Genomic DNA, 23,479 nt, shown 5'->3' with positions numbered 1-23,479 from the left:
CATTCTGTATTGTATAAGCCAGGCACATTCAGCTGCTTTGTCACCCTTGTTCAACCTTTCATGAAATACATCCGAGCATTATTTTCGCTGACGCTCACTGTGGCGCTTATATGGGCATTGCAAACCAAATTTGGCCCGGTGCCGCCTGTAGGTAAGTTTTTAAACCCGGCTACCGGCTTTTGGCAAAACGCCGAGAGTAAGAACATCATTAAAGAAGAAGAGTTGCATTTAGCCGGTTTGAAAGACGAAGTCATTATCCGGTATGACGAGAACCGTATTCCGCACATATTTGCTAAGAACGAGCATGACCTTTATTACGCACAAGGCTATGTTACGGCGTCAGACCGGTTGTGGCAAATGGATATTCAAACCCGGCAGGCGGCGGGCAGGCTGGCCGAGGTGATTGGGCCCGATGTTTTAGAGGTAGACCGTTACCACCGCCGCATGGGAATGGTTTACGGTGCCGAAAACTCGTTGCGGGGCATGATGAAGAATCCGCAAACCAAAATGGTAGTAGAGGCTTATACTGCAGGTATAAATCAATACATCCGCAACTTAACTATACGTAACTACCCGGTTGAGTTTAAATTGCTGAATTACGAACCTGAAGAATGGAAGCCCATAAACTGTGCCCTGTTACTAAAAATTATGTCGGAAACGCTGGCAGGCGGATCGGACGATATGGAGATGACCAATACGCTAAATAAATTTGGTGCTGCTGTTACCCAAGAACTTTTTCCGGATCAGTATTTCCAGGAAGATCCTATTATTCCTAAAGGCACCAGGTGGAATTTTAAACCTTTAACTATTCCAAAACCGTCGGCAAGTTTTAAGGCACTGTTAATGGAAAACCGTAAACCTAAAGAACGTGTGGAAGGAATTGGCAGCAACAACTGGGCAGTATCGGGCAGCAAAACCGCCACCGGCTACCCGTTACTAGCTAACGACCCACACCTAAATCTTACCTTTCCATCCATATGGTACCAGATGCAGTTATCTGCACCGGGTATAAACGTGTATGGCGTATCGTTACCGGGAGCACCTAACATCATTATAGGCTACAACTCAAAAATTAGCTGGGGCGTAACCAATGTGGATGCCGATGTGCTGGACTGGTACCAGGTTAAATTTAAAGATGCCGCTAAAAACGAATATTGGTACAACAACCGCTGGAATAAAACCACACGCCGTACGGAAGTGATTAAGGTTAAAGGCAAACAGCCAGTGACAGAAAATGTTGTTTACACCCATTTTGGCCCTGTTGTGTATGAAGATACGTTGCAAAAAACTAAGAAATCGTTTAGTAACGTTCCGGTTGGTGCGGCGCTACGCTGGGTAGCGCATGATGAATCTGATGAGTTGCACGCCTTCTATCTGCTCAACCGGGGAAAAAATTATGCCGACTACCGCCGTGCACTTACTTATTATGCGGCTCCGGCCCAAAACTTTGTTTTTGCCAGTGCAGACAATGATATAGCTATTACGCCTAATGGTAAACTCCCCTTAAAGTTTAAGGAACAAGGCAAGTACATTTTAGACGGCACCGACCCGGCCAACAGCTGGCAGGGCTGGATACCTAATGAACATAATCCAACCGTTAAAAATCCGCCGCGGGGCTTTGTAAGTTCGGCCAACCAGTCTTCAACCGATGCAACTTATCCATATTACATTAACTGGCAGTTTGCAGGCTACCAGCGCGGAACACGCATTAATAGCCGACTGGCTGCTATGAACAAAATAACGGTAGATAGTATGCGCCTGCTGCAAATGGATACTTACAGCATTACGGCCCGGGATATACTACCTGCCTTGTTGAAATATATTGACCCAACCGAGCTGGATGGCAACCAAAACGAAGCACTTAAATATATAAAACAGTGGAATCTACGGTTTGATGCCAACTCTATTGGTGCCAGCATTTTTAATAACTGGTGGGCTAATTTTTACACCCTCACCTGGAAAGATGAGTTCGATACGCCGGGTAACACATTAAAATGGCCATCGCGCGATAAAACTATACAGTTGCTGCTAAAACAACCTAACGCCAAGTGGTTTGATGATGTTAGCACATCAGTTACCGAAAGCTGTGCCGATATAGTGAATAAGGCTTTTACCCTGGCCTTAGAAGATCTGACAAGCAAACATGGACAACCAGGCCCCTCATGGCAATGGGGTAAGGTACGGCCGGTTGAAATAGAACACCTTACCCGGCAGAAGGGCTTAGGATCGGGGCTTTTTGAAACAGGCGGCTGGGGCGGTGTAGTTAATGCGATAACCGGCAGCAGCGGACCATCATGGCGTATGGTGGTACAGCTTGGTCCGCAGGTAAAAGGATATGGAATTTTTCCAGGCGGCGAATCGGGCAATCCAGGTAGTTTTTATTATACCGATTTGCTGCAAACGTGGAAAGATGGCAGGTTGAACGAGTTGCTGTTTTTGCAATCGGCTGCTGAAAAATCGAATCGAATTAAATCGACCTTAACACTGAAAAAGAAACAGTAATACCAAAACACTAAACCAAGATGCTTTTCATAATTATATTTGTACTCAGCTTAGCCACCAGCTATATACTGCCCTGGTGGGCGGTAGCCATCATTGCTTTTGCAGCAACCGTATATGCCGGTTACCGGCCTGCCCAGGCATTCGCATCAGGTTTTGGAGCCGTGTTTTGTGTTTGGGTATTACTAGCCTTATTTAAAAGCGTGCCTAACAACCATATGCTGGCTAACCGAGTAGCCGCATTAATGGGTTTGCCTCATTGGATGATATTACTTTTGGCCACCGCATTTATTGGCGGTTTAGTGGGTGGACTGGCCGCCTTGTCAGGCTTTTATGTGAAACGGGCTTTTCAAAATGATCAGGTAAACCTCACTCATAAATGAAGGCTAAAAAGAGGCATATTGCCGTTAGAAAAAGTTCACAAACATTAGAGGTCATAAATTACATTATAAGTACTCCTCAGAAGCGTTGTACATCAGCTGCGCCTCACTGCTATTGATCCTCTTAATTTTAAACATATATAATACCTGGCACAACAATGATGTTATTGAATCAATATCGGTTGCTCCTTCATACACGACAGCTAAGGTAATCATTGAAGAGAGTAGAATTACCCGTACTACTTATGAGTTTTATGTAGATAACCGATTATATAGCGGTTCGTCTGACCAGCCTGATTACAACTCCAACTCGGCAGTTTGTGTGTCCTACTTAAAAAGCGACCCTACGGTCAATACAGTATGTGAGTCCCAAAAGAAATCCTATTTAAATCCTTTTTTATTAACGCTATTGTGTGTAGCACTTCTAACAAGCTTAACTTTTATAGCTAAATATAACTGGTTCAATAAAAGCGCATCTCATTAATGAAATGCGCTTTCATGTTAAGCATTCGTTTACAATCCTTTTAAAGCTGTTTTTAAAGCCGTAACGGGTGCAGCGCTGCTTTTGCTGGTTTCAAAAATCTGCTGGGAGGTCATGTTAGCGCCATAGAAATTGGCGTTTGCCGATTTGTCTATGGCCAGATTAGAACCATTAACGCTGATGCCCGCAAATAAACCTCGGCTACGTGAATAAGAGTAAACCTCGGCTTCCAATTTATGGTCAGTGCTCGCGCTTGAGCTACGACCCACCGGACCAGCAGCGGCCGATATATCACCACCAATGGTAAAGTCGCCATTTTTTACCTGGGTTAACACCCCTTTGTTTTTAAATACCAATACCAGGTCTACCGACTGCACGCCGATTTGAAAGCCGATACTACCGCCTGTAAGTGTAATAAAAACCGGATTGCTCCATGTGCCGTCGGCCAGCTTCACCGTAGCTATCCCTTTACCACGTTTGCCGCCTATGCCAAAACTGGCGTTAATCATTTTAGGAATCACTACAATACCTTCTGTAACTTTAAGCAGTTCCTGCGGAATGGTTTCGTCTGAACCGGCAAACGTATTAAGCACTTTGGTAGCGTTTTGTATACGCTCGGTTTCTTTTTCCTTACCTGCACTTTGAGCGGAGGTTAGTACCAGAAACAAGCTTAAAAGCAACGGAACAGATAATAATTTTAACGTTTTCATTGTATAGATTTTTAGTGTTGAATAAGGGATAATAACAGGTGCATTAACAATAACATGCATTATATTTTTGTTGACGCACTGTAATCAATACCCATTACATAACGTTCACAACCTAACGCTTGTTATCTTTGCACATGCAAAAGCCGCTACCGCAGCACATATTTTCTATCAGTAACGAGCAGCAATTTAATGAGGCGGCCTTGCAAGTTTTTGCTTATCAGGCTCATAACTGCCATATATACCGTCAGTTTCTTCAAGGATTAAATATAGATCCGCAATCTGTTAAACAGCTTACTGATATACCTTTTCTGCCTATTGAGTTTTTTAAGAACCATAAAGTGGTAAGTACTACCCACGACCCGGAGCTTATCTTTACCAGTTCAGGTACTACGGGCATGATCACCAGCAGCCATTATATAGCCGATGTAAGCTGGTACCAGCAAAGTTTCAGGCAGGCGTTTGAATTATTTTATGGTGATGTTAAACAGTACTGCATCTTAGCGCTACTACCCGCTTATTTGGAGCGGGCGGGCTCTTCGCTGGTTTACATGGCCGACGATCTGATCAAACAATCAGCCCACCCCGACAGCGGCTTTTATCTTTACAATCACGAAGATTTACAACAGCAGTTGTTGAAATTGAAACAATCGGGCACACCTACCCTGCTTATTGGCGTAACCTTCGCCCTGCTTGATTTTGTGGAACGCTACCCCATTGACTTCCCTCAACTAATTGTAATGGAAACCGGTGGAATGAAAGGCCGCCGCAAGGAAATGATACGGGAGGAATTGCACGCCATATTATGCCAGGGCTTTGGCGTTGAGGCGATCCATTCGGAGTACGGCATGACAGAATTACTATCGCAAGCATACTCTAAAGGTTACGGCATTTTTAATTGCCCACCCTGGATGCGTATTCAAACACGCGACACCAATGACCCAGCCAGCTATGTAAGTTTGGGCAAAACAGGCGGTATTAACGTGATTGATCTGGCTAACATCAATTCCTGTTCTTTTATTGCTACTCAAGATTTAGGTAAGATTTATGATGACCAGTCATTTGAAATATTAGGTCGTTTTGATTTTTCGGACATCAGGGGGTGTAATTTATTGATTGCTTAGCCGCCTTTCAAACCGCCCCAAGAGGGAGAGTTTAGAATAACATAAACCAATATATTATTTTGAGTACTAACGGGAAATCTTTTTAACAAGATTAGTTATCCAGTATGAAAAGATCTTTAATTATTATTTGAAATGACATTTTTCTGAGGTTCCTTGCCTGGGGGAGATTTCATGAGCCACCTATTGCACCGCATTTGGAAAGGCCATTTTTTTATTACATTTGGTTGCAATAAGTTATTCATCTTTTATGATCGAAAAATTTTTAAACGACCAGCAGGAACCCAAAGCGGTCGAAAAAGTATATACCCGCCTTACAGAACTGCTTCCGCCCGGCGAGGAGACCTTGTACATTGGTACCCAGAAAAAGCCTTTAGTGAACCTGCTGCCCGATTGTGTGGTGGTAACTAACCGCAGAGTGTTGTTCTTTACACCAGCAAACCTGGGCCTATCCTTAAAGTTTGTGGACTTTATATGGAAAGACATTGCCGATGTAAATATGAAAGAGGAGATCATTGGCTCGGTGTTTACGGTTAAAACTACGCAAGGTGCCGAAATGGGCGTTGATTATTTGCCTAAGGTGCAAGGCCGCAAATTATACCAATTCTCGCAGGAATGCCGCGAGAATGAGCGCAAACGCGAAGAACTGCAAAAAATACAGCATACACCAGTGACGCCACCACCGGCACCGGCTCCTGTTGAAAAACCTATTGAGCAGCTTTTTGCACCAAGACCTGCACCGGTTGAAACGCCGCCTCCCGTTCCGGAGTTTGTTGCCCCGCCAAAGCCAGATGAACTGACAGAAAAACTTAAAAAATTAAAGATGCTGTTTGATAACGGCCTTATTTCACAAGAAGAGTACAACCAAAAGAAGCTTGAATTGTTAAGTGATCTGTAACTAACAATTTATGATCCCTTCTGGTGCACCTGCTGGGCAAAAGCCTATTGGCTGGTATTTGAAAGAAGCCGACCAACTTATTACTGCTTTTTTTGAAAATGCTTTTGATCAATATTGCATTACGCGGTATCATTGGATGGTGCTGCGCACTATCGATACTAACGGTTTTATAAATATAGAAGCTCACCACGAGGAAATTAAATACTTTATAAAATTAGAACGGCTTAAAGGCGTTATTGATAACCTGCTTGCACGCGGCTGGATACAACCTGATTATAGCAACTTTAAGTTTACAGATACCGGCAAGCAACTTTTTGATGATGTTACCGCAACGTACGAGCAACAGGTTAAACAAATGATGAGAGGCATTACCAACGAGGAATATAATGCGACCGTTAATGTATTGAACCGGATCATTACTAATCTCAATAAAAAATAGAGCCCATTCCCAAACCTTGCCCCGGGAAAGGGCTTTTAAACAAATTGTTATTTCGAGCGCTAACGAGAACTCTTTTTGCAGCGATAGCTTACCAAGTTAAAAGATCGCTTGCTATCGTTAAAGATGACAATGGATTTGATGGTATACTAAAGCGCTCCATACAGAGCGTTAGGAGAGACTTCTTTAAAAATTAAACGCTGCTTTTAACGTCATCATTCTGCCGGGGAGCGTGTAAACGCTGTTCGTAAAATTATTGGCTGTTAAAAATGGCATACTATAAGTTTTGGTATCAAAAATATTGAGCACGTTAAGTTCCAGATCAAGATTCCGTTTATTAATCTTATACCGGGCCGAAAAATCGGCGAATGAGTAATTGAGATCATCCCGCAAACTCTGGCTGGTGTAGTAATGATCGCCTGATAATTTCAGGAAGAAATTGTTTGTTGGATTATAATTGATAGCCCCTTGGTGCTGCATTTGGGTGAATGCAGAGGGGCTTGCCCCCGTTACCGGCGATCGGCTGTTAGTGCGGGTAGCATATACTTTGTAGCTTAAATTAATCTTATTGCTAATCTTAGTTTCTGCCCCTAAATTAAGGCTATTGGTTATGGTATTGTAAGGCAGCATCAAACCATTCAAAAATTGGTTTAGCTTGTTGTTTTGCCAGGAGTAACCACCGCTAAAAGTAGTATGCAAACTGTACACAAATTTACTTACCGTACCCGAAACGGTTAGCATATTCATTTCATTAGCGTAAGGCAGCACAATCTGGCGCTGAAAGTTCTCTGTAACTACAGCCGATGTTATATTATTCAAATTTAAATGGCTATAGCTTGCGTTTACACCCCAAAAGAACATTTTTATAGCCTTGCGGTAGTTGTAACCTAAGCCAATGGTTTGTGTTTGGGTCTCAGTAAGGTCGGCATTGTTGGCATTCAATGAGCGATAATTGGTAAGTATATCGCCCCGATAAGCCTGAGTGATATCGCCTATGTTATTACGGTAACTGTATGAAGCGCTCACATACTGCTCGGCTGTAGTATTGTACCGTACTGATAATTGTGGATCGAAATACAAGCGTTTAAACGAATTATCAAGCGCGTACAAGTTATCCGAATAGTTGATCTGCTGCCAGGTAAGCGGTAAACGAGCGTTCAGCTTCCATTTTTCGCCCGGCATATCAAACGCCGCCTCAGTATAAATCTTGGTTTTAAACCAGTCGAGGTTATTAGCCGAATTATTGCTGGCTGCAACAGTATTGCCATTACTTTGCACAACCGTTAAAATCGACTGTAAATTTTGAGACTGCAAATTGAACCCGGCACGGTATGACTGTGTGATTTTGGCACCTGGGTGCTTAAATGACAAGTAGTTGTGTGTAAACCAGGTAGGTATATTAGCTGTTTGAACTAACTGTGCATAAGGCTGATTTTGGTTGAACACATCCTGGTTGATGCCTGGTTGCAGCACCCTGTTCTCGGGGTTGGTTAACCGGTTAATGTAAGAGTAGCCTTCAAAAATATTACCCGCTTTTGAAGTCTTCATAAGGTTCATCTCATTCGAAAAATCGAACCGGCTGTTTTTCAGTCCCTGATCTGAACCAATGCCATTGGTGTTGAGCGCCGAAAAGGACTGATAGCGCTCGTAATCCGTAAGCAAGGTATTGTTAAGGTAGTAGTTGGACTTGTTAATGTTTAAGGTAGCCTGAGCATGCAGCAGATCAGGACGGCGGCGATTATCCTGTAACTCAGTATAACGGATGGTGTCGCCAGGCAAATAAGTTTCACGGAGCTTTACATAGTTCTGCAATTGTCTGTCGCGCATGTAAGAAAGGTTGCCCCGTAACTGCACATCCTTTTGTATGTTAACCAGGTTGTTCAGGTTTATAAGCCCCGACTGGTTAAACAAGTACCGGTTAGTAGGCAAACTGGGGTTACCGGCTGCTCCTAATGATAATAAATTACTCGGCTTATTATTATCAAGCCGGCTCAGGTAGCTTGTTAAATTGTGCGAAACAATATCATTTTGTACATCAACACCGGTATTGTTGCCTTTTAGATAATTAATGGCTTTGTATTTATCCTTAAACATCATAGCATTGATGTTACCATCGTACTTACCAGGTAAGCCACCACCTAAGTTGCCTTGGCCCATCAACTGCATTTTAGCATTATCCTTCAAGGTAACATTAAGCGCAACATCATCGCTTACCACTTTATCGCGCAGCATTTTAACCGGCTGATTATTCTCCAGCACCTGTACTTTATCGACCGCAGCGCTAGGTATAGTACTGGTTGCAATGTTATATTTGTCGTTCAGCAGGTTATCGCCATCAATGTAAAAGTTAGAGATGGCTTTGCCGTTGTATGATATTTTCCCGTTACCATCTACGTCAATACCCGGCAGCTTTTTGATTACATCACCAATTACTCTGTCTTGCGGGCTGGTAAATTCGGCTACACTGTAGCTAAGCGTATCTCCCTTCACCTTTAAGCGCGGTGCCTTGTTTTTTACTGTAACCGCCTGCAGCTGGTTTACCGAGCTATGCAGCACAAAGTTGTAAGGTGCCGATACACTGGTAATATCCTTGCTCTGCTTTTTAAAGCCAACAGAACTAATCTCCACCTTCAGTCCGCTCTTATTAGCGTCTGCAGGAATAGTAAGGCTATAAGTGCCCTTATTATCGGTGGCCGAAAAGGCAATGATCAAATTCCCGCTTGCCATAAGTTTAGCATTGGCATAAGGCACCACCTTACCCGTGCTATCTGTAACTGTACCTTTTATAGTTTGGGCTACGCCTGTTTTAGAGAAGAAAAGGATACAAATACAGCTTGCGATCGCTATAATTACCTTTACCATTATTTTTCAGGTAATTCGATAGGATTATTTTCAACAACCGGTGCTCCCCCGCCTGAAGTTGTTTTGAAACTAAAATTCGGCGAAACGCTAACATTTCCACCCGTGTTAAATGAGACATTACCGCCTGCCCGACCGCCCATTTGTGATTGCATAGATGCCATTTGCATTTGAAAGAATGCTTGCGGATCTTTTTTCCTGATTTCTTTCAGGTCATTGAGTTCTTTTGCTGTGGCTTTAATAGCGTTGGCCGGCAAAGCAATTACGTTTTGATTCTGACTTGCATCATCTATGCCGCCAAACATAATTGTACGGCCACCCGGACCAGTCGGTGCAGCAGTAGTAACCGCTTGCGATGCACTTTTGTCCACTTTCTCAAAACCATCAAACTTAAATATAATTTCCTTTTTTGCATCAGTGGCTTCTACAATAAGGCCTGGCAAGCCCTGCAATTTCCACGGACCAGTACGGTAAGGCAAATCGGCACAAAACCAAGCGGTATAATCGCGTCCTTTAAAATGCGTGGTAGCCTTTTGGCATGGCAAGCCGCCGATGGTTGCCGTATCCGGACTTATTCTCCAGTTTAGAACCGGCAATTTTTCCTCAACCACATAATTATTCACTAAGCGCTCTTTAACAAGCAGTTTTTTTTCATTCGGGTATTGGTAATATTCGATATCGGGTCCCAAACCTCCGGCGGTCGAATTAATTTTCATTTGCCCGGTACCCGATGCTACCTGTTGTGCTATGCTTTTACGCATTTGCTCACTGCGCATCTTACGATCATAACTTTTGTAAGCGCTGGCTTGGTTACCTACCAACAGCATCATGTTTTCAACCAGGGGCTTATCGCGGTTAGTGGTATCGCGTACGTGCGTAAATTTGTAGTGGACTATGGCCTGTGCGGTATCAATTTTTTGGGCTTTTACTATAACCGCTAAGAGAAATAAAAAAATTGTAAGATAAGGTTTAGGTGTCATATCGTTAAATCTGTTAAAATTATGATAATACTGCTATGGGTCAGCTCCACAGCAATTACATCACAAATATAACTAATAATTTAGTTAACAACTAAGAATTTAGTTATTTAACAAAATTTAACGTTTTCTCCGAGGAAGCATAAAATATAATTATGGCTTTTATTGCTCCTGAAGCCTTTGCTCAACCGCTTTTTAGCCTTTGAGCGCCCGTTTTTAAATATGGGAAAGAAAGTTAAGCAGCGCATTTCCTGAATGTCAATAACAGCTCAAGACGATTAAACTAAGCTGAACATTACGTTATGAGATCAAACGCTCATCAAAACTAAACACTTGTTGATCAACAATCTTAACGGCCTGCATAGCCACGTGGGCAGGATTAAGTAGATAATTAAATTCCTCTTTTACCACTGCAGATGGCACTTTAAGCAATAAATGCTTATTAGCTTTAATAAAGGCATCGCCTATGGTTTTCAGCAGTGCAGGTTCGGGATATTCCTGCCAGTTTGGTGGTAATTTTTTCAGATCTAGTATCTGCACATCGTCATCAGGCACCTCAACGGTAACCTGGCAAAAATTATCGGGTATCAGGGTAGGTGATAAATGTACAAGTACTTCGAGTACGGCCAAGGCGCGTGAAGAGGCAAGGTAAACCACAGGGCGGCCAATGCTGTTCCAGCGGCCACCGTAAAGCCGGGCACCGGTGCCGCTCAGGTCGGCTATATAGTTACATTTAGCAATACGGTATAACAGCATTAGGCAAAAACACCATGCTCAATACGGCCCAACTCACGCAGTACCAAATCAAAACCAACTGATGTATCCAGTAATGAAACCGGAGTTTCGCCTTTAAATACATGTGCAGGAGTTTTCATCCAGCCTTTAAATTTATCCATAGAGCCAAATACTTCCTCACCGCGGGTATACAGGCGGGCCAGTTCAACGGCCTTTTCAGCGTACTCGGTTTTTAGAACCGTATCATCTTCATAGCGCTGCAAGGTACGCTCGCTCATATGCATAATACCTGCCAGTTCCTGTAAGGTAAGGGATATTTTTTGCGCCAGCGAAGTAAGCACTTTCTTAGGCAGCCCCTGCCGCGCCAGCCTGATCACATCAAAATCGGAAGAAGACTTAGCCGGCTTTACACCTGTAAGCAAATGATAAAATGAGGTTACAGAATCAGTAGTGATATAAGCTGCCATTGGTTCATTAACCTCATTTTGAGCAATATGTTTTTTACTATACGACATTTATCCAAATATAAATCACATTTGTCGCATTTGCAAATTATTCAATCACAATCAGAAAATAATTCTTTTTACCCTTTTGCACAACCAGGAACTTATCATTAATCAGGCTGTCTAATTGGTATACACTGTCGGGCGATGTGATTTTGGCTTTGTTAACAGCCGCTCCCCCACCCTGTATCATCTTTTTAGCTTCGCCTTTTGATGCAAAAACCGAAGTTTTAACCGCCAACAGATCCTGAACATTTATACCGGTCTCCAAATCGGCACGACTAACCGTGTAATTTGGTACACCCTCAAAAATACCCAATACCTCATCGTTATTAAGTGCGCTTAAAAACTCAATACCCGTATTGCCAAATAAAAACTCTGATGACTGGATTGCCTTATTGTAAGCAGCCTCGCCATGTACGCGGATGGTTATATCCTTCGCCAGCGCCTTTTGCAACAAACGCTGGTGCGGTGCTGCATCATGCTCTGTTTCCATGGCTTCGATAGTTTCGCGGTTAAGCAAGGTAAATATCCTGATGAATTTCTTTACATCTTCATCAGTCGCGTTAAGCCAGAACTGGTAAAATTTGTAAGGCGAGGTTTGAGCCGGATCCAGCCAGATGTTACCACCTTCGGATTTACCGAACTTAGAACCATCTGCCTTTTTAATCAGTTGGGTAGTCAAGGCATAAGCCTCTCCGCCATCCTTACGGCGTATCAGTTCAGTTCCGGTAACAATATTGCCCCACTGGTCGCTACCACCCATTTGTAATACACAGCTTTTGTTTTTCCACAGGTAATAAAAATCGTATCCCTGTATAAGCTGGTAGCTAAACTCCGTAAAAGACATGCCGCTATCTCCTGTTAAACGGCTTTTCACCGAATCTTTAGCCATCATGTAGTTCACGGTGATATGCTTGCCTACATCGCGTATAAAGTTCAGGAAAGAGAATTCTTTAAACCAATCGTAGTTATTTACAATTTCAGCACTGTTAGCTCCTCTAGTAAAATCTAAAAATTTCTCAAGCTGGGCTTGAATGCCTTGCAAGTTATGCTGCAAAGCATCCTCAGATAACAAGCTGCGCTCAGCAGACTTGCCGGACGGGTCGCCAACCATACCGGTTGCTCCACCCACCAAAGCATAAGGTTTATGGCCCGCACGCTGAAAATGAATCAGCGTCATGATAGTAGCCAAACTGCCCACATGCAAGGAATCAGCCGTTGGGTCGAACCCGATATAACCCGATACCATACCTTTATTCAGCAGTTCCTCGGTTCCGGGCATAATATCATGCAGCATGCCTCTCCAGCGTAATTCTTCAACAAAGCTCATTATAAAAATTATTTAAAGTGGGCAAAGATAGCAGATTGCAGGAAACAATTGCAGCTTCAATATAGATGCCTGTACCGAATTTGGCCAAACGATACTATATGAAGTAATGTAAGAAAGGATTGAGGTGTGTGCAGGTTTGTTTGCCTAAAACATCAGGAATTGAGTTTATCTGCTAGCGCTCTGATCTTTTTGTCGAGCTGTACTGCACTGGTTTGCACCATTTGTACAATGCTTTTGCCTTCCTCATCCATGTCAATGTGCTCCAACAGCGATATTAGCCCCAATATATTGGCCAAGGGAGCCCTTACCAAATGTGATTGCGCAAAAGCTACTTCCTCCAGCGTAGCGGTTTGTGCCTCATTCTCCGCTTCTGCCTGCTTCTTTTTCATAAGCAGCTCTTCTTCGTACTTTTTGCGGTCGGCTACTTTAAATAAGGTTGCATTAAATACCAGCTCTGCCGTGTCACACTCAGTAAATAACGAAGCACTAAACAAGCAAGGCATAGCCCCCCTGGCAGAATTAATGTACAAGTTAACTTCATTAACTTCGTTTTTAAGCTGCAACAGCGGATGTACAAAAAGCTGATAATAAATTTTGCCACCTTTTTCTAACAGATCGGTAAACTTAGTGCCAGTAACAGCCTCCGCAGTTTTGCCCAGCCAGGTTAACAGTGTTTGGTTAGCATATAAAATTGTACCATTGATATCAAACGTTAACAACCCGCATGGGGCATGATGATATAACGATACAAAGTTTACAGATAACATGTATGTTGCTAAATTGAGTTGAACATGGGTTTATGTGCCGGTTTATGCCTCAATAAATTCACGTATGGCCTGAATAGTTTGTTCAGGAGCGCTTAAATGTGGGCAATGCCCGGCAGCTTCTAATATCACCAAGGTGTTTTGAGGGGCATGCTTTTGCATATAATATCCCACTTCTAAGGGTGCTAATATATCATCCTTGCATTGCAGGGTAAGATTTGGAACATTAAGTTTAGCCAAGTCGGTCCTATTGTCAGACAGGAAAGTTACGCGTGCAAATTCTCTCGCAATATCCGGGTCGGTGGCACAAAAATTAGCTGTAAGTTCGTCTCCCAGTTCAGGCCGTTCTGCATTCCCCATAATTAAAGGAGCCATTGCGCTCGACCACCCCAGGTAATTACTCTCCATCATTTCAAATAGTGCGTCCAAATCTTCTTTTTCGAGGCCGCCTATATAATCGCCATCATTAAAATAACAGGGTGATGGCGATACAAAAACAAGCTTGGTAAATAACTGCGGACGACTTATAGATGCACGTACGCCAACCATACTGCTCACAGAATGGCCTACAAAGATCGCTTCATCAATTTGTAAAGCTTCCAATATTTCTACAACGTCAAGCGCGTAGCCATCCAGGGTACTGTACCTTGTTGAATCATAGGCGTTTAAATCAGACTCTCCGGCACCTACGTAATCAAACAGTATTAACCTAAGCTTGTCCTTATAAGCATTAATAAGATGCCGCCACACATTTTGATCGCAACCAAAGCCATGAGCGAAAATTATAACTTTTTCGCCCTGACCAATTACCCTGACGTTATTCCTTTTTAATACTTCTGCCATTATACAAACTCACATTACACCGAACCGTATACGGCATTGATAATAATTTGTTGAGATTATCCTAACAAAACATTAAAGCGTGCACATACAAATTACAATTAATAATTATTAAGAGACACGCAAGGGCACTAAACATTCAGGATGATAATGAAGATAGCTTTTAAACATAATATCAACTGGCACTAATTGATAGCGCTTTCCTGATATAAAATGAATTACCGCATCTACCAGTCGCTTTAAAACACCTTTACCTAACAGTTGCTCAGGAATGTGAGTGTAGTTTAAAACGAATGTATTTAAGTTTTCCTGATATTCGATATAAGCAGCGCGACCATCTACTTCAATCTCAAAATGACGGTTAACCACGTCATGATATACTGCATTTTCCATATTATCGTTATTTAAATTAACTAAGGCAAAACCCTTTATAAACACTATTGCTTAAAATATCAATCTGCAAGTAAGCAGCTTGCCAACATCAATCGTATTTTGATGCCTTTCATAATTTTTGACTAAAATCACGATCAAAGGTTTACAGTAAGCTAATAGTTTAATTATTTCGCCTTTCGTAAAATTTACTGTATTTTGCAGTACGTCTGTATGAATTTTTTGTCGCACTATTACTTTGACCGCCATACTACCAACTGCTACCATGTATTGGGCACCGTATTGCCGGATTTGTTAAAAAACGCCGACAAAAGCATCATTCTGCACCCGCAAGAATATAACTATACCGACGGTCCGGCACATCATATTTTCAATGGATGGGAAAAACACCTGGAGGTTGACCGTCATTTTCATAACGCAAACTTTTTTAAAACACACTCGCATCAGCTCAAGCTTGCCTTGCTGCCGGCATTGAATGGCTCGCCAGTAAAGCCCTTCTTTTTAGGCCATATCGCCATCGAACTTATTTTAGACAATTTATTACTTACCACAGAACAAATTACTGCACATGGTTTTTATGAGCATTTGGGCTCATGCGAAGACGAGGTGATCATAGAGTTTTTAACAAAAAGCGGCATGAAAGATCCGAGCCTTTTTATACGCTTTTTTACTAAATTTAAAAACGACCAATACCTGCATACCTATGCCCGAACCGAACAGGTGGCTTACGCACTTAAACGCATTTGCATGCGCATATGGTCAAACCCCTTCACGCCCGGACAGGAAGCAGCCATCAACGAGGTGATTATTGATTATCGTAAAAAATTAGAAAGCAATTTTCTAGAGATCTTCAGTGAGATTGAAGCTAAGTTGTTGTGCTGAGTTTTTATTAAAATACGTCGTTTATCAGCATTGGCTTATTCTATTTATAGATCTGTTACTGCGCTTCTATGCCAACCAACGGCAAGTCTTTATCTCGCTCCAGTTTCCTGTCGGCAGATTTTTTAAACAACATGGCAAAAACTATAGCTGTTGCCAAACCTGCGGCTCCCTCAATAAACAATATTGTACGCGGACCGGCATAGTGGCCACCCAAACCTACCAAAAAGCTACCCAGCGGTTGCATCCCCATAAAAGCCATTACATAATAACTAATTACACGCCCGCGCATTTCGTCGCTTACGGTAGTTTGCACAAAGGTGTTGGTTGCGGCTATTTGCATCATAGCTCCTGCGCCGGCTGGCATAATAAATAGTAAGGCCAGCCAAATATTACTGCACCATGCAAATACGGCCAGGCCAACGCTAAACATAGCGCATGCAAAAACCACAATGCGCTTAATGTTACCTGTTGTTTTAAGTGTAGCCATATAAATAGCTCCAATTAACGAGCCCAGTCCCGATACGCTATTGAGCAGGCTATAGGTGCCGGCATCACCGTGGAAAATATCTTTGGCAAACACAGGCATTAAAGTGGTGTAAGGCATTACTAAAAAGCTGGTACAGGCCATTAACAAAATCATCAACTTAATATCTTCGGCATGCTGCAAATAATTGTACCCTTGCTTTAGCCCTTGCCATACACTTTCGGTCGATTTTTTGACATCCATAACCGGTAACTTCATCAGCAGCAAGGAAGTAATAACGGCAATAAAGCTCAGCGCATTTAAAACAAAACAAACACTGGTACCCACCGTAGTAAGCAGTATACCCGCAACAGCTGGTCCAACCATTCGGGCCAGGTTAACCATTGATGAATTTAACGCAATAGCATTCTGAAGATCGGCCTTATCCTCAATCAGCTTAATCATGAGCGATTGCCGCGAAGGGGTATCAAAAGCATTAATAACACCCAGGGCAATACTTAAACCTATTATAGCGGGCATATTATAAATGTGCAACACTACCAGTGTGGCCATAATACCAGCTTGTACCATAGCGGCAATTTGGGTGGTAAGCAATATTTTATAACGGTTGTGCCTATCTGATATGGTACCGCCGTAGGGTGATAGCAATAACGTTGGTATTTGTCCGGCAAAATTTACAATCCCTAACATAAGTGCCGAATGTGTAGTTGAGTAAACCAGCCAGTTAATGGCAATACGCTCCATCCAGGTGCCAATAAGTGAGATAGATTGCCCTATAAAGTATAATCTGTAATTGTGGTATTGGAGAGACCGAAATGTAGTAGATAATGCAGACATATGATTTGAAATGTGCTGATTTGCATGGGCGCAAATGTGCAAATGCTATAGTATTACAAACCATTTCGGAGGTGGTTTTATTTTATACTATTTCCCAAAAGCCTTAAACTTTATGCATCTGCATCGCCGTATTTTTACACTTGCTAATCACATTCGCTTAACAATCAGCATTTAACATTATATTTTCGTTTCAATTTATTTTTATTTACGAAAATATTATCCTTACCTTTGCAGTCCCAATTAATTGGGAAAAGGAGACAATTTATTTAATGGCAAAAAAACAAGAAGCAGAAAAAGAATTACAGTCTAAGCAGGCTGAGCTGGAAACAGTTACGTCTGCAAAGGAAAAAGAAAACATTGAGTCAGAAGCTGATTCAATTTCTATTGATGAAATCAAATCAAAAATCACAGCAAGCAACAACGACTTTGATTGGGACGCTGATGATAAAAAATTTGGCAACTACAGCGATGCTGACCGTCAAAAATTTGAGCAAATGTACGATGGTACTTTCAACTCAATTAACCAGGGCGAAATCATCACCGGTACTGTTGTAAACATCAATAACAAAGACGTGGTATTGAACATCGGTTTTAAATCTGATGGTATGGTATCATTGTCAGAATTCCGTGATACACCTGATCTGAAAATCGGTGACACTGTTGACGTGTTTGTTGAATCACAAGAAGATGCTAACGGTCAGTTGGTACTTTCACGCAAACGCGCTAAAACACAAAAATCATGGGAACGCATTAATGATGCATTAACTAACGATGAAATCATTACCGGTTTTGTGAAGAGCAGAACTAAAGGTGGTTTGATTGTAGACATCATGGGTGTTGAAGCCTTTTTACCAGGTTCACAAATTGATATCAAGCCTATCCGCGATTACGATATCTATGTGGGTAAAACTATGGAGTTCAAAGTTGTTAAGATCAACCACGAGTTTAAAAACGTAGTGGTATCGCACAAAGTGCTGATCGAGGACGATTTAGAAAACCAAAAAATTGAAATTGTTGCACGCCTTGAAAAAGGTCAGGTATTGGAAGGTACCGTTAAAAACATTACCGATTTCGGTGTATTCATCGACTTGGGTGGCGTTGACGGCTTACTGCACATTACCGATATATCATGGGGCCGTATCGAGCATCCGCGTGAAGTATTGGCATTGGATCAAAAGATCAACGTTGTTGTTCTGGACTTTGATGACGAGAAAAAACGTATTGCTCTGGGCTTAAAACAATTAACTCCTCACCCTTGGCAAAGCCTTGATGAATCGATCCAGATTGGTTCACATGTAAAAGGTAAAATTGTTACCGTGGCTGATTATGGCGCATTCCTTGAAATCACCCCAGGTGTTGAAGGTTTGATCCACGTATCTGAAATGTCATGGTCACAAAACCTGCGTAACCCTCAGGAATTCCTGAAAGTGGGTGACGAAGTTGAAGCTCAGGTTTTAACTTTAGACCGCGAAGAGCGCAAAATGTCATTAGGTATTAAGCAATTAACGCCTGATCCATGGCAAAACGCCGGTGAGAAATACGCTGTTGGTACCCAGCACGTAGCCACCGTTAAAAACATGACTAACTTTGGTGTGTTTGTTGAATTAGAAGACGGCATTGACGGCTTAATCCATATCTCTGACCTTTCATGGTCTAAAAAAGTTAATCACCCTAACGAGTTTACTAAGGTAGGCGAGAAATTAGACGTGGTTGTTTTAGAACTGGATATTGAGAACCGCAAACTGAGCTTAGGTCACAAACAACTGGAAGAAAACCCTTGGGATACTTTCGAAACTATCTTCACTGTTGATTCAGTACACGAAGGTACAGTATTGAAAGTAACTGATAAAGGTGCTGTTGTAGCATTACCTTACGGTGTTGAAGGCTTTGCGCCAACCAAACACTTAGTGAAAGAAGACGGTAAATCTTTAAAAGCTGAAGAAACTGCCGAATTCAAAATCATCGAGTTTGGAAAAGACAACAAACGTATTGTGATTTCTCACTCACGCATTTGGGAAGATATCCGCTCTGAAGCCAGAGTTCAAGACTTTGAAAACCGTAAAAAAGAAGCGAAAGCTGCTAATAGCGCGGTTAAAAAAGTTAAAGAATCTGTTGAGAAATCAACACTTGGCGACCTTAGCGTTTTAGCTCAACTGAAAGAGCAAATGGAAGGTGCCGAAAACAAAGCTCGTAACAACAACGAGGATTCAAAATAAGCATTAAATAAATTCTCTTTTAAAAGCCCTGTGTTTCAACACACAGGGCTTTTTTTGTTACTTTGTTTGCAAATAAGTGTATCATTTATATCAGGTTTTACGTATAATAGTTTGAGAAACATATAACTAATGCCCCGACAGGCAGCTTATACATCTATTTATGTTAAGAACAGGCGATAAAATTTCAAATCCTCTGACCAAAAAGACATTCGTTTTTCTGCGTACCGCGAAAGATACCGACGGTGAATACGTACGCATCAAATGTATCGCCGACCCCGAAAGCAGCCGTAAAAATGGCTTTGTTCACGTTCATCCTTCTCAAACGGAAATTATAACCGTATCATCAGGCAGCATGATGGCGCTTGTTAACGGTAAAAAAGTACGTTTCGATGCTGGTGAAATGTTGGTTATAAAACCAGGTGACGCGCATCAGTGGTGGAATGCCAGCACGAAACAACAGCTGGAAATTATTACGGAAGTAAGACCGGCTATGCAAACTGAGCAACTTTATGAGGCTGTATGTGCATTGGCTAACGCCCGGTATGAGGAACACTATGACTCTCTTAACTTACTGCAATTTGCTGTTATGCTGGATCATTATAGCGAAGTGTATAAATCGGCAGGCAAATTAACTCTTCTAAAAAAGGGCGTATTTAAAGTACTGGCAGCGCTAGGCCGCTTAAAAGGTTATAAACCCGAGTGGGATTATAAGCTGGTTCCGAAATCCGTTTAAATTTAATTATACATGCTATGACTGAAGAGATGGATGTGCTATCATCAGTCATAGCATTTTACTCAGAATTACTCCCGTTGGCGATTGTATAGATCGCATAGATCTATTCTTTTGAGCTCTTGTCTCGCTTTTCTTCTGCAGCTTTTTAAAACGCAACCGCATTTATATAAGTATAGGTTTTACAAAACTCAACACAGGTACAAAACTTTTTATACCTTTGCCCAAACCTACTGAAACGATGCAAAACCTGACGTTGCTTGATGGTCAAAAATTTCAAATAACCATACAGCGCCTTTGCCGCCAGTTGATCGAAAATCATAACGACTTTTCAGACGCTATCATTATTGGCATACAGCCACGAGGCATTTTTTTAGCCCGCCGTGTGGCCGAAGAACTCCGCAAGATCTTATATAAACCTATACTGCAGGGCGATCTCGACATTACTTTTTACCGTGATGACTTTCGTCGACGTGAAACACCCCTGGTGCCTAATCAAACCCGTATTGACTTCATTATTGAAGGCAAGAACGTTATTTTGATGGATGACGTGCTATGGACTGGCCGCACTATAAGGGCTGCTATGGACGCCTTACTGGCTTTTGGCCGCCCCGCAAAAGTGGAGCTGCTAACGCTGGTTGACCGTCGGTACTCGCGCCATTTACCGGTTACAGCCAATTACACTGGCATTGAGGTGGATTCAATTGCCTCACAAAAAGTAGTGGTTAGCTGGAAAGAAACCGACGGTGAAGATAAAGTAGTACTGTTGTCAGACGGTGTCTGAACCAGAGTTTATAGAAAAGAGAATTAAAAGAATCAACTTGAAATTGGAATCAGGTTTTCGGAGCGAATAAATTCCGAAACCCAACATCCGCCATCCGAAATCTACATGGGTCTGAGCACGCGACACTTATTAGGCATAAAAGATTTAAACCGCAACGATATTGAATTAATATTCGAAACGGCCGATAACTTTAAAACAGTAATTAACCGCCCGATCAAAAAAGTACCATCATTACGGGATGTAACCATTGCCAATATCTTTTTTGAAAACTCCACCCGTACCCGCTTATCATTTGAACTGGCCGAACGTAGGCTATCAGCAGATACGCTTAACTTTGCGGCCTCCTCATCATCGGTAAGCAAAGGTGAAACCTTAATTGACACTGTAAACAATATACTGGCTATGAAGGTGGATATGGTAGTTATGCGCCATCCTTATGCCGGCGCGGGCATATTCCTTTCTAAACACGTTAAAGCCCAGATTGTGAACGCAGGCGATGGTGCGCACGAGCACCCTACGCAGGCCCTGCTGGATGCTTTCTCCATACGTGAAAAACTGGGTGATGTAGCCGGGAAAAAAGTAGTAATTGTTGGTGATGTGCTGCACTCACGCGTGGCCTTATCAAACATACTTTGTTTAAAGCAACTGGGCGCCGAGGTGATGGTTTGCGGCCCCACTACGCTTATCCCCAAGTACATCAGCTCTTTAGGCGTTAAAGTTGAACACAACCTTATAAAAGCCTTAAACTGGTGTGACGTGGCCAATATGCTGCGCATACAGCTGGAGCGTCAGGACATTAAGTACTTCCCATCATTACGCGAATACACAATGCTGTTTGGCTTGAACAAGCAGATATTGGACAACCTGGATAAAGAGATTATTATTATGCACCCTGGCCCTATTAACCGCGGCGTAGAGATTACCAGCGATGTGGCCGATAGTAAACAATCTATTATACTAGATCAGGTTGAAAATGGTGTGGCCGTACGTATGGCCGTGTTATATTTACTGGCAGGGCAAGCTTAATATTAATTAACAGCAAAATGGATTTCGGGTTACTTCATGATTATGTGCTAAAGGTTGAGCCTGAAAAGGAAAAAGCCAGCCGGGTACGTTTAATTGTCAAACAACAAGGCAAAGAGTTGATATGCCGTAAAGAGGGCCTTAACCGCCTGCTCGACTTTATATACGGCGGAGACGATCACTTAATTAAAGGCCGCTTGCAACTTAGCAAAAAGAAAACGGCAATCAGTATTTATATAAACGGTGATATAGTGGGTACTATAGAAGCCAGAGCGTTTGCCGATGGGTTAGACAAATTATAAAACACCTTATCCAAGCATAAAAAATGTAAGAAGGCGACCTGATGAGGCCGCCTTCTTACATTTAAACCCTTTTAAAGGTTAATCTTCTTTTGTTTGCTCTTTCTTAGCTGGTGTATCTTTAACAGGCTGGCCGTCGCGTATTTCATCTGTAGCTGTTTTTACCAGCTTATCGCCAATATGAAGTGCCTTACTGTAAACCTCAACGCCATCCTTGCCTTGTAAGCCTTTTTGCACATCTATCCATTCGGCTTTATGGTTGCTATTTACCCGCACCACAAACACTTTCTCAGTAGATTGTACCAGTGCTGATTTAGGGATAACAAACGTACTGTCATGCGATTTCATGGGCACATTTACTTCAGCATACATGCCTGGCAACAGTACCTTTTTGGGGTTTTCCACATCCATCTCCAAACGCTCGGAGCGCAGGCGGCTGTCCAGCGAGCCAGCCAGGCGTTTAATGCGTGCAGTAAATTGCTGATCGGGCAGGGCACGTACGGTAAAAGTAACAGTTTGCTGGTTGCTCAGTCCGCCGGTGTTTACTTCCGGAACAGATACTACCAAACGTAGTTTTCGCTGCTGCTGCACTACAAAAAGCGGTGTTTCGGAGCCCCGGCCACCTGGGCCTACATACGCCCCCATGCTGGCGTTGCGCTCGCTCACCACTCCGTCAAAAGGTGCACGTATTTGCAAGTACTGCAGGTTAGAACTGGTCTCCTGGTAGGTAGCCCTGGCTGCTTCTACATTAGCTAAATCGGCTTTGCGGCGGGCATCAGCCTGTTCTAAATCGTTTTGGGCAATTGTACCGGGAGTTTTAGCTGTATTGGCCAGTCTATCATAAGTAGCTTTGCTGGCCAGGTAAATAGCTTCCTGCTGTTTGATGCGGGCACGCGCAGATGCCAGTTGCGAATTAATTTCAGGCGCTTCCAAAACAATCATAAGCTGCCCCTTGCGCACCTCCGAACCTACATCAACCAGATACTGCTTTACATAGCTGTTAATCTTAGCATACAGGCTTACCTGCTGGTACGGTGTCAGTTCGCCGGGTACCTGCAAAGTTGAGGCCATCTTGCTTTTTTCCAGCACAACGGTCTCAACAGGCGGCACTTCAATATTATCCTGTTCGCTTTGTGCTTGCTCCTGTGCGGCTTCTTCTTTTTTACTAGAATGGCATGCACTCAGGCATAACACACCTGCTAAACTTGTTAATGCTATGGCAGCCGTAACCTGGCTTTTCAGACTTTTCATCTTTATGTAGTAGCTCTTAATTTCTAATCTTAACCTAATATCTTCAAATT

Annotated in this window: 22 protein-coding genes; 11 read left to right on the top strand and 11 right to left on the bottom strand. The window is 42.5% G+C overall.

The genetic code is table 11. From position 1 onward, the window contains the following. Positions 1 to 60 precede the first annotated feature (60 nt). Both ABDD94_RS07780 and ABDD94_RS07775 read left to right on the top strand, forming a co-directional pair. Positions 61 to 2,502 (top strand): penicillin acylase family protein, encoded by a 2,442-nt coding sequence (locus ABDD94_RS07780; RefSeq protein WP_345955374.1) that lies wholly within the window; start codon positions 61 to 63, stop codon positions 2,500 to 2,502. Positions 2,503 to 2,522: 20 nt separating this feature from the next. Continuing rightward, positions 2,523 to 2,882, top strand: coding sequence for a hypothetical protein (locus ABDD94_RS07775; RefSeq protein ID WP_345955373.1), 360 nt, complete (start codon positions 2,523 to 2,525; stop codon positions 2,880 to 2,882). A 510-nt stretch (positions 2,883 to 3,392) separates the two neighbouring features. Here ABDD94_RS07775 and ABDD94_RS07770 read toward each other — a convergent pair. After that, on the bottom strand, positions 3,393 to 4,070 hold the full coding sequence (locus ABDD94_RS07770; protein WP_345955372.1) for a lipid-binding SYLF domain-containing protein: 678 nt from the start codon (positions 4,068 to 4,070) through the stop codon (positions 3,393 to 3,395). A gap of 134 nt (positions 4,071 to 4,204) precedes the next feature. On the opposite strand from ABDD94_RS07770, the gene ABDD94_RS07765 reads away from it, so the two are divergent. The 3 genes from ABDD94_RS07765 to ABDD94_RS07755 all read left to right on the top strand — a co-directional run bounded on the left by ABDD94_RS07765 (position 4,205) and on the right by ABDD94_RS07755 (position 6,525). Further along, positions 4,205 to 5,191, top strand: a complete 987-nt coding sequence (locus tag ABDD94_RS07765; protein ID WP_345955371.1) for an acyl transferase — start codon at positions 4,205 to 4,207, stop codon at positions 5,189 to 5,191. Between the two features lie 247 nt (positions 5,192 to 5,438). Next, on the top strand, positions 5,439 to 6,086 hold the full coding sequence (locus ABDD94_RS07760; protein WP_345948206.1) for a PH domain-containing protein: 648 nt from the start codon (positions 5,439 to 5,441) through the stop codon (positions 6,084 to 6,086). Positions 6,087 to 6,096: 10 nt separating this feature from the next. Continuing rightward, complete coding sequence (locus ABDD94_RS07755; RefSeq protein ID WP_345955370.1) at positions 6,097 to 6,525, top strand: hypothetical protein; 429 nt, start codon at positions 6,097 to 6,099, stop codon at positions 6,523 to 6,525. A 183-nt stretch (positions 6,526 to 6,708) separates the two neighbouring features. Here ABDD94_RS07755 and ABDD94_RS07750 read toward each other — a convergent pair whose 3' ends face one another. The 8 genes from ABDD94_RS07750 to ABDD94_RS07715 form a co-directional block, all read right to left on the bottom strand. Further along, entirely contained in the window at positions 6,709 to 9,384 is a 2,676-nt protein-coding gene (locus ABDD94_RS07750) for a hypothetical protein (protein WP_345955369.1), read from the bottom strand. Then, the gene (locus ABDD94_RS07745; protein ID WP_345955368.1) at positions 9,384 to 10,361 is read right to left on the bottom strand and encodes a GLPGLI family protein; all 978 of its coding nucleotides are present in this window, start codon (positions 10,359 to 10,361) and stop codon (positions 9,384 to 9,386) included. Before ABDD94_RS07745 ends, ABDD94_RS07750 begins: the two co-directional genes overlap by 1 nt. 297 nt (positions 10,362 to 10,658) lie before the next feature. Continuing rightward, the gene (locus ABDD94_RS07740; RefSeq protein WP_345955367.1) at positions 10,659 to 11,114 is read right to left on the bottom strand and encodes an RES family NAD+ phosphorylase; all 456 of its coding nucleotides are present in this window, start codon (positions 11,112 to 11,114) and stop codon (positions 10,659 to 10,661) included. Beyond that, a complete protein-coding gene (locus ABDD94_RS07735) occupies positions 11,114 to 11,608 on the bottom strand; it encodes an antitoxin Xre/MbcA/ParS toxin-binding domain-containing protein (RefSeq protein ID WP_345948212.1) in 495 nt (164 codons plus the stop codon). The genes ABDD94_RS07740 and ABDD94_RS07735 overlap by 1 nt, the downstream gene beginning before the upstream one ends. Before the next feature lie 37 nt (positions 11,609 to 11,645). After that, on the bottom strand, positions 11,646 to 12,929 hold the full coding sequence (gene tyrS, locus ABDD94_RS07730; RefSeq protein ID WP_345955366.1) for a tyrosine--tRNA ligase: 1,284 nt from the start codon (positions 12,927 to 12,929) through the stop codon (positions 11,646 to 11,648). A 152-nt stretch (positions 12,930 to 13,081) separates the two neighbouring features. Next, complete coding sequence (locus ABDD94_RS07725; RefSeq protein WP_345955365.1) at positions 13,082 to 13,696, bottom strand: PAS domain-containing protein; 615 nt, start codon at positions 13,694 to 13,696, stop codon at positions 13,082 to 13,084. 42 nt (positions 13,697 to 13,738) lie between these two features. After that, positions 13,739 to 14,536: an alpha/beta hydrolase gene (locus ABDD94_RS07720; RefSeq protein ID WP_345955364.1), complete on the bottom strand. Its 798-nt coding sequence runs from the start codon at positions 14,534 to 14,536 to the stop codon at positions 13,739 to 13,741. A 108-nt stretch (positions 14,537 to 14,644) separates the two neighbouring features. Further along, positions 14,645 to 14,926: an N-acetyltransferase gene (locus ABDD94_RS07715; RefSeq protein ID WP_345948216.1), complete on the bottom strand. Its 282-nt coding sequence runs from the start codon at positions 14,924 to 14,926 to the stop codon at positions 14,645 to 14,647. Positions 14,927 to 15,136: 210 nt separating this feature from the next. Between ABDD94_RS07715 and ABDD94_RS07710 the strand changes: the two genes are divergently transcribed. Next, positions 15,137 to 15,805, top strand: coding sequence for a hypothetical protein (locus ABDD94_RS07710; RefSeq protein ID WP_345955363.1), 669 nt, complete (start codon positions 15,137 to 15,139; stop codon positions 15,803 to 15,805). A 55-nt stretch (positions 15,806 to 15,860) separates the two neighbouring features. Here ABDD94_RS07710 and ABDD94_RS07705 read toward each other — a convergent pair whose 3' ends face one another. After that, positions 15,861 to 17,126 (bottom strand): MFS transporter, encoded by a 1,266-nt coding sequence (locus tag ABDD94_RS07705; RefSeq protein ID WP_345955362.1) that lies wholly within the window; start codon positions 17,124 to 17,126, stop codon positions 15,861 to 15,863. 269 nt (positions 17,127 to 17,395) lie between these two features. On the opposite strand from ABDD94_RS07705, the gene rpsA reads away from it, so the two are divergent. From rpsA to ABDD94_RS07680, 5 genes are all read left to right on the top strand, one after another. Further along, positions 17,396 to 19,342, top strand: coding sequence for a 30S ribosomal protein S1 (gene rpsA / locus ABDD94_RS07700; protein WP_345948219.1), 1,947 nt, complete (start codon positions 17,396 to 17,398; stop codon positions 19,340 to 19,342). 160 nt (positions 19,343 to 19,502) lie between these two features. Next, positions 19,503 to 20,075 carry a cupin domain-containing protein gene (locus ABDD94_RS07695; protein WP_345955361.1) on the top strand — a complete coding sequence of 191 codons (573 nt, stop codon included), beginning with the start codon at positions 19,503 to 19,505 and terminating at the stop codon, positions 20,073 to 20,075. Between the two features lie 238 nt (positions 20,076 to 20,313). Beyond that, positions 20,314 to 20,856 (top strand): bifunctional pyr operon transcriptional regulator/uracil phosphoribosyltransferase PyrR, encoded by a 543-nt coding sequence (pyrR, locus tag ABDD94_RS07690; RefSeq protein ID WP_345955360.1) that lies wholly within the window; start codon positions 20,314 to 20,316, stop codon positions 20,854 to 20,856. A 105-nt stretch (positions 20,857 to 20,961) separates the two neighbouring features. Then, complete coding sequence (locus ABDD94_RS07685; protein WP_345948221.1) at positions 20,962 to 21,882, top strand: aspartate carbamoyltransferase catalytic subunit; 921 nt, start codon at positions 20,962 to 20,964, stop codon at positions 21,880 to 21,882. A gap of 17 nt (positions 21,883 to 21,899) precedes the next feature. Beyond that, positions 21,900 to 22,181, top strand: a complete 282-nt coding sequence (locus tag ABDD94_RS07680) for a hypothetical protein (protein WP_345955358.1) — start codon at positions 21,900 to 21,902, stop codon at positions 22,179 to 22,181. A 78-nt stretch (positions 22,182 to 22,259) separates the two neighbouring features. Here the strand turns inward: ABDD94_RS07680 and ABDD94_RS07675 are convergent, their stop codons facing one another. Continuing rightward, positions 22,260 to 23,429, bottom strand: a complete 1,170-nt coding sequence (locus ABDD94_RS07675; RefSeq protein ID WP_345955357.1) for an efflux RND transporter periplasmic adaptor subunit — start codon at positions 23,427 to 23,429, stop codon at positions 22,260 to 22,262. Positions 23,430 to 23,479: the final 50 nt, after the last annotated feature.

The sequence above is a fragment of the Mucilaginibacter sp. PAMB04168 genome (assembly GCF_039634365.2).
Classification (GTDB): domain Bacteria; phylum Bacteroidota; class Bacteroidia; order Sphingobacteriales; family Sphingobacteriaceae; genus Mucilaginibacter.
Note: the sequence above shows the minus strand (reverse complement) of the source record. Positions and strands in the feature narration are given on the sequence as shown.

Bases quoted from the DNA above. Each gene is read 5' to 3' on its own strand.
- ABDD94_RS07725 (WP_345955365.1), bottom strand. From the start codon at position 13,696: ATGTTATCTGTAAACTTTGTATCGTTATATCATCATGCCCCATGCGGG.
- ABDD94_RS07740 (WP_345955367.1), bottom strand. From the start codon at position 11,114: ATGCTGTTATACCGTATTGCTAAATGTAACTATATAGCCGACCTGAGC.
- ABDD94_RS07685 (WP_345948221.1), top strand. From the start codon at position 20,962: ATGGGTCTGAGCACGCGACACTTATTAGGCATAAAAGATTTAAACCGC.
- ABDD94_RS07765 (WP_345955371.1), top strand. From the start codon at position 4,205: ATGCAAAAGCCGCTACCGCAGCACATATTTTCTATCAGTAACGAGCAG.
- pyrR (WP_345955360.1), top strand. From the start codon at position 20,314: ATGCAAAACCTGACGTTGCTTGATGGTCAAAAATTTCAAATAACCATA.
- ABDD94_RS07705 (WP_345955362.1), bottom strand. From the start codon at position 17,126: ATGTCTGCATTATCTACTACATTTCGGTCTCTCCAATACCACAATTAC.
- rpsA (WP_345948219.1), top strand. From the start codon at position 17,396: ATGGCAAAAAAACAAGAAGCAGAAAAAGAATTACAGTCTAAGCAGGCT.
- ABDD94_RS07720 (WP_345955364.1), bottom strand. From the start codon at position 14,536: ATGGCAGAAGTATTAAAAAGGAATAACGTCAGGGTAATTGGTCAGGGC.
- ABDD94_RS07755 (WP_345955370.1), top strand. From the start codon at position 6,097: ATGATCCCTTCTGGTGCACCTGCTGGGCAAAAGCCTATTGGCTGGTAT.
- ABDD94_RS07760 (WP_345948206.1), top strand. From the start codon at position 5,439: ATGATCGAAAAATTTTTAAACGACCAGCAGGAACCCAAAGCGGTCGAA.
- ABDD94_RS07710 (WP_345955363.1), top strand. From the start codon at position 15,137: ATGAATTTTTTGTCGCACTATTACTTTGACCGCCATACTACCAACTGC.
- ABDD94_RS07780 (WP_345955374.1), top strand. From the start codon at position 61: ATGAAATACATCCGAGCATTATTTTCGCTGACGCTCACTGTGGCGCTT.
- ABDD94_RS07750 (WP_345955369.1), bottom strand. From the start codon at position 9,384: ATGGTAAAGGTAATTATAGCGATCGCAAGCTGTATTTGTATCCTTTTC.
- ABDD94_RS07735 (WP_345948212.1), bottom strand. From the start codon at position 11,608: ATGTCGTATAGTAAAAAACATATTGCTCAAAATGAGGTTAATGAACCA.
- ABDD94_RS07775 (WP_345955373.1), top strand. From the start codon at position 2,523: ATGCTTTTCATAATTATATTTGTACTCAGCTTAGCCACCAGCTATATA.
- ABDD94_RS07695 (WP_345955361.1), top strand. From the start codon at position 19,503: ATGTTAAGAACAGGCGATAAAATTTCAAATCCTCTGACCAAAAAGACA.
- ABDD94_RS07680 (WP_345955358.1), top strand. From the start codon at position 21,900: ATGGATTTCGGGTTACTTCATGATTATGTGCTAAAGGTTGAGCCTGAA.
- ABDD94_RS07675 (WP_345955357.1), bottom strand. From the start codon at position 23,429: ATGAAAAGTCTGAAAAGCCAGGTTACGGCTGCCATAGCATTAACAAGT.
- ABDD94_RS07770 (WP_345955372.1), bottom strand. From the start codon at position 4,070: ATGAAAACGTTAAAATTATTATCTGTTCCGTTGCTTTTAAGCTTGTTT.
- ABDD94_RS07745 (WP_345955368.1), bottom strand. From the start codon at position 10,361: ATGACACCTAAACCTTATCTTACAATTTTTTTATTTCTCTTAGCGGTT.
- ABDD94_RS07715 (WP_345948216.1), bottom strand. From the start codon at position 14,926: ATGGAAAATGCAGTATATCATGACGTGGTTAACCGTCATTTTGAGATT.
- tyrS (WP_345955366.1), bottom strand. From the start codon at position 12,929: ATGAGCTTTGTTGAAGAATTACGCTGGAGAGGCATGCTGCATGATATT.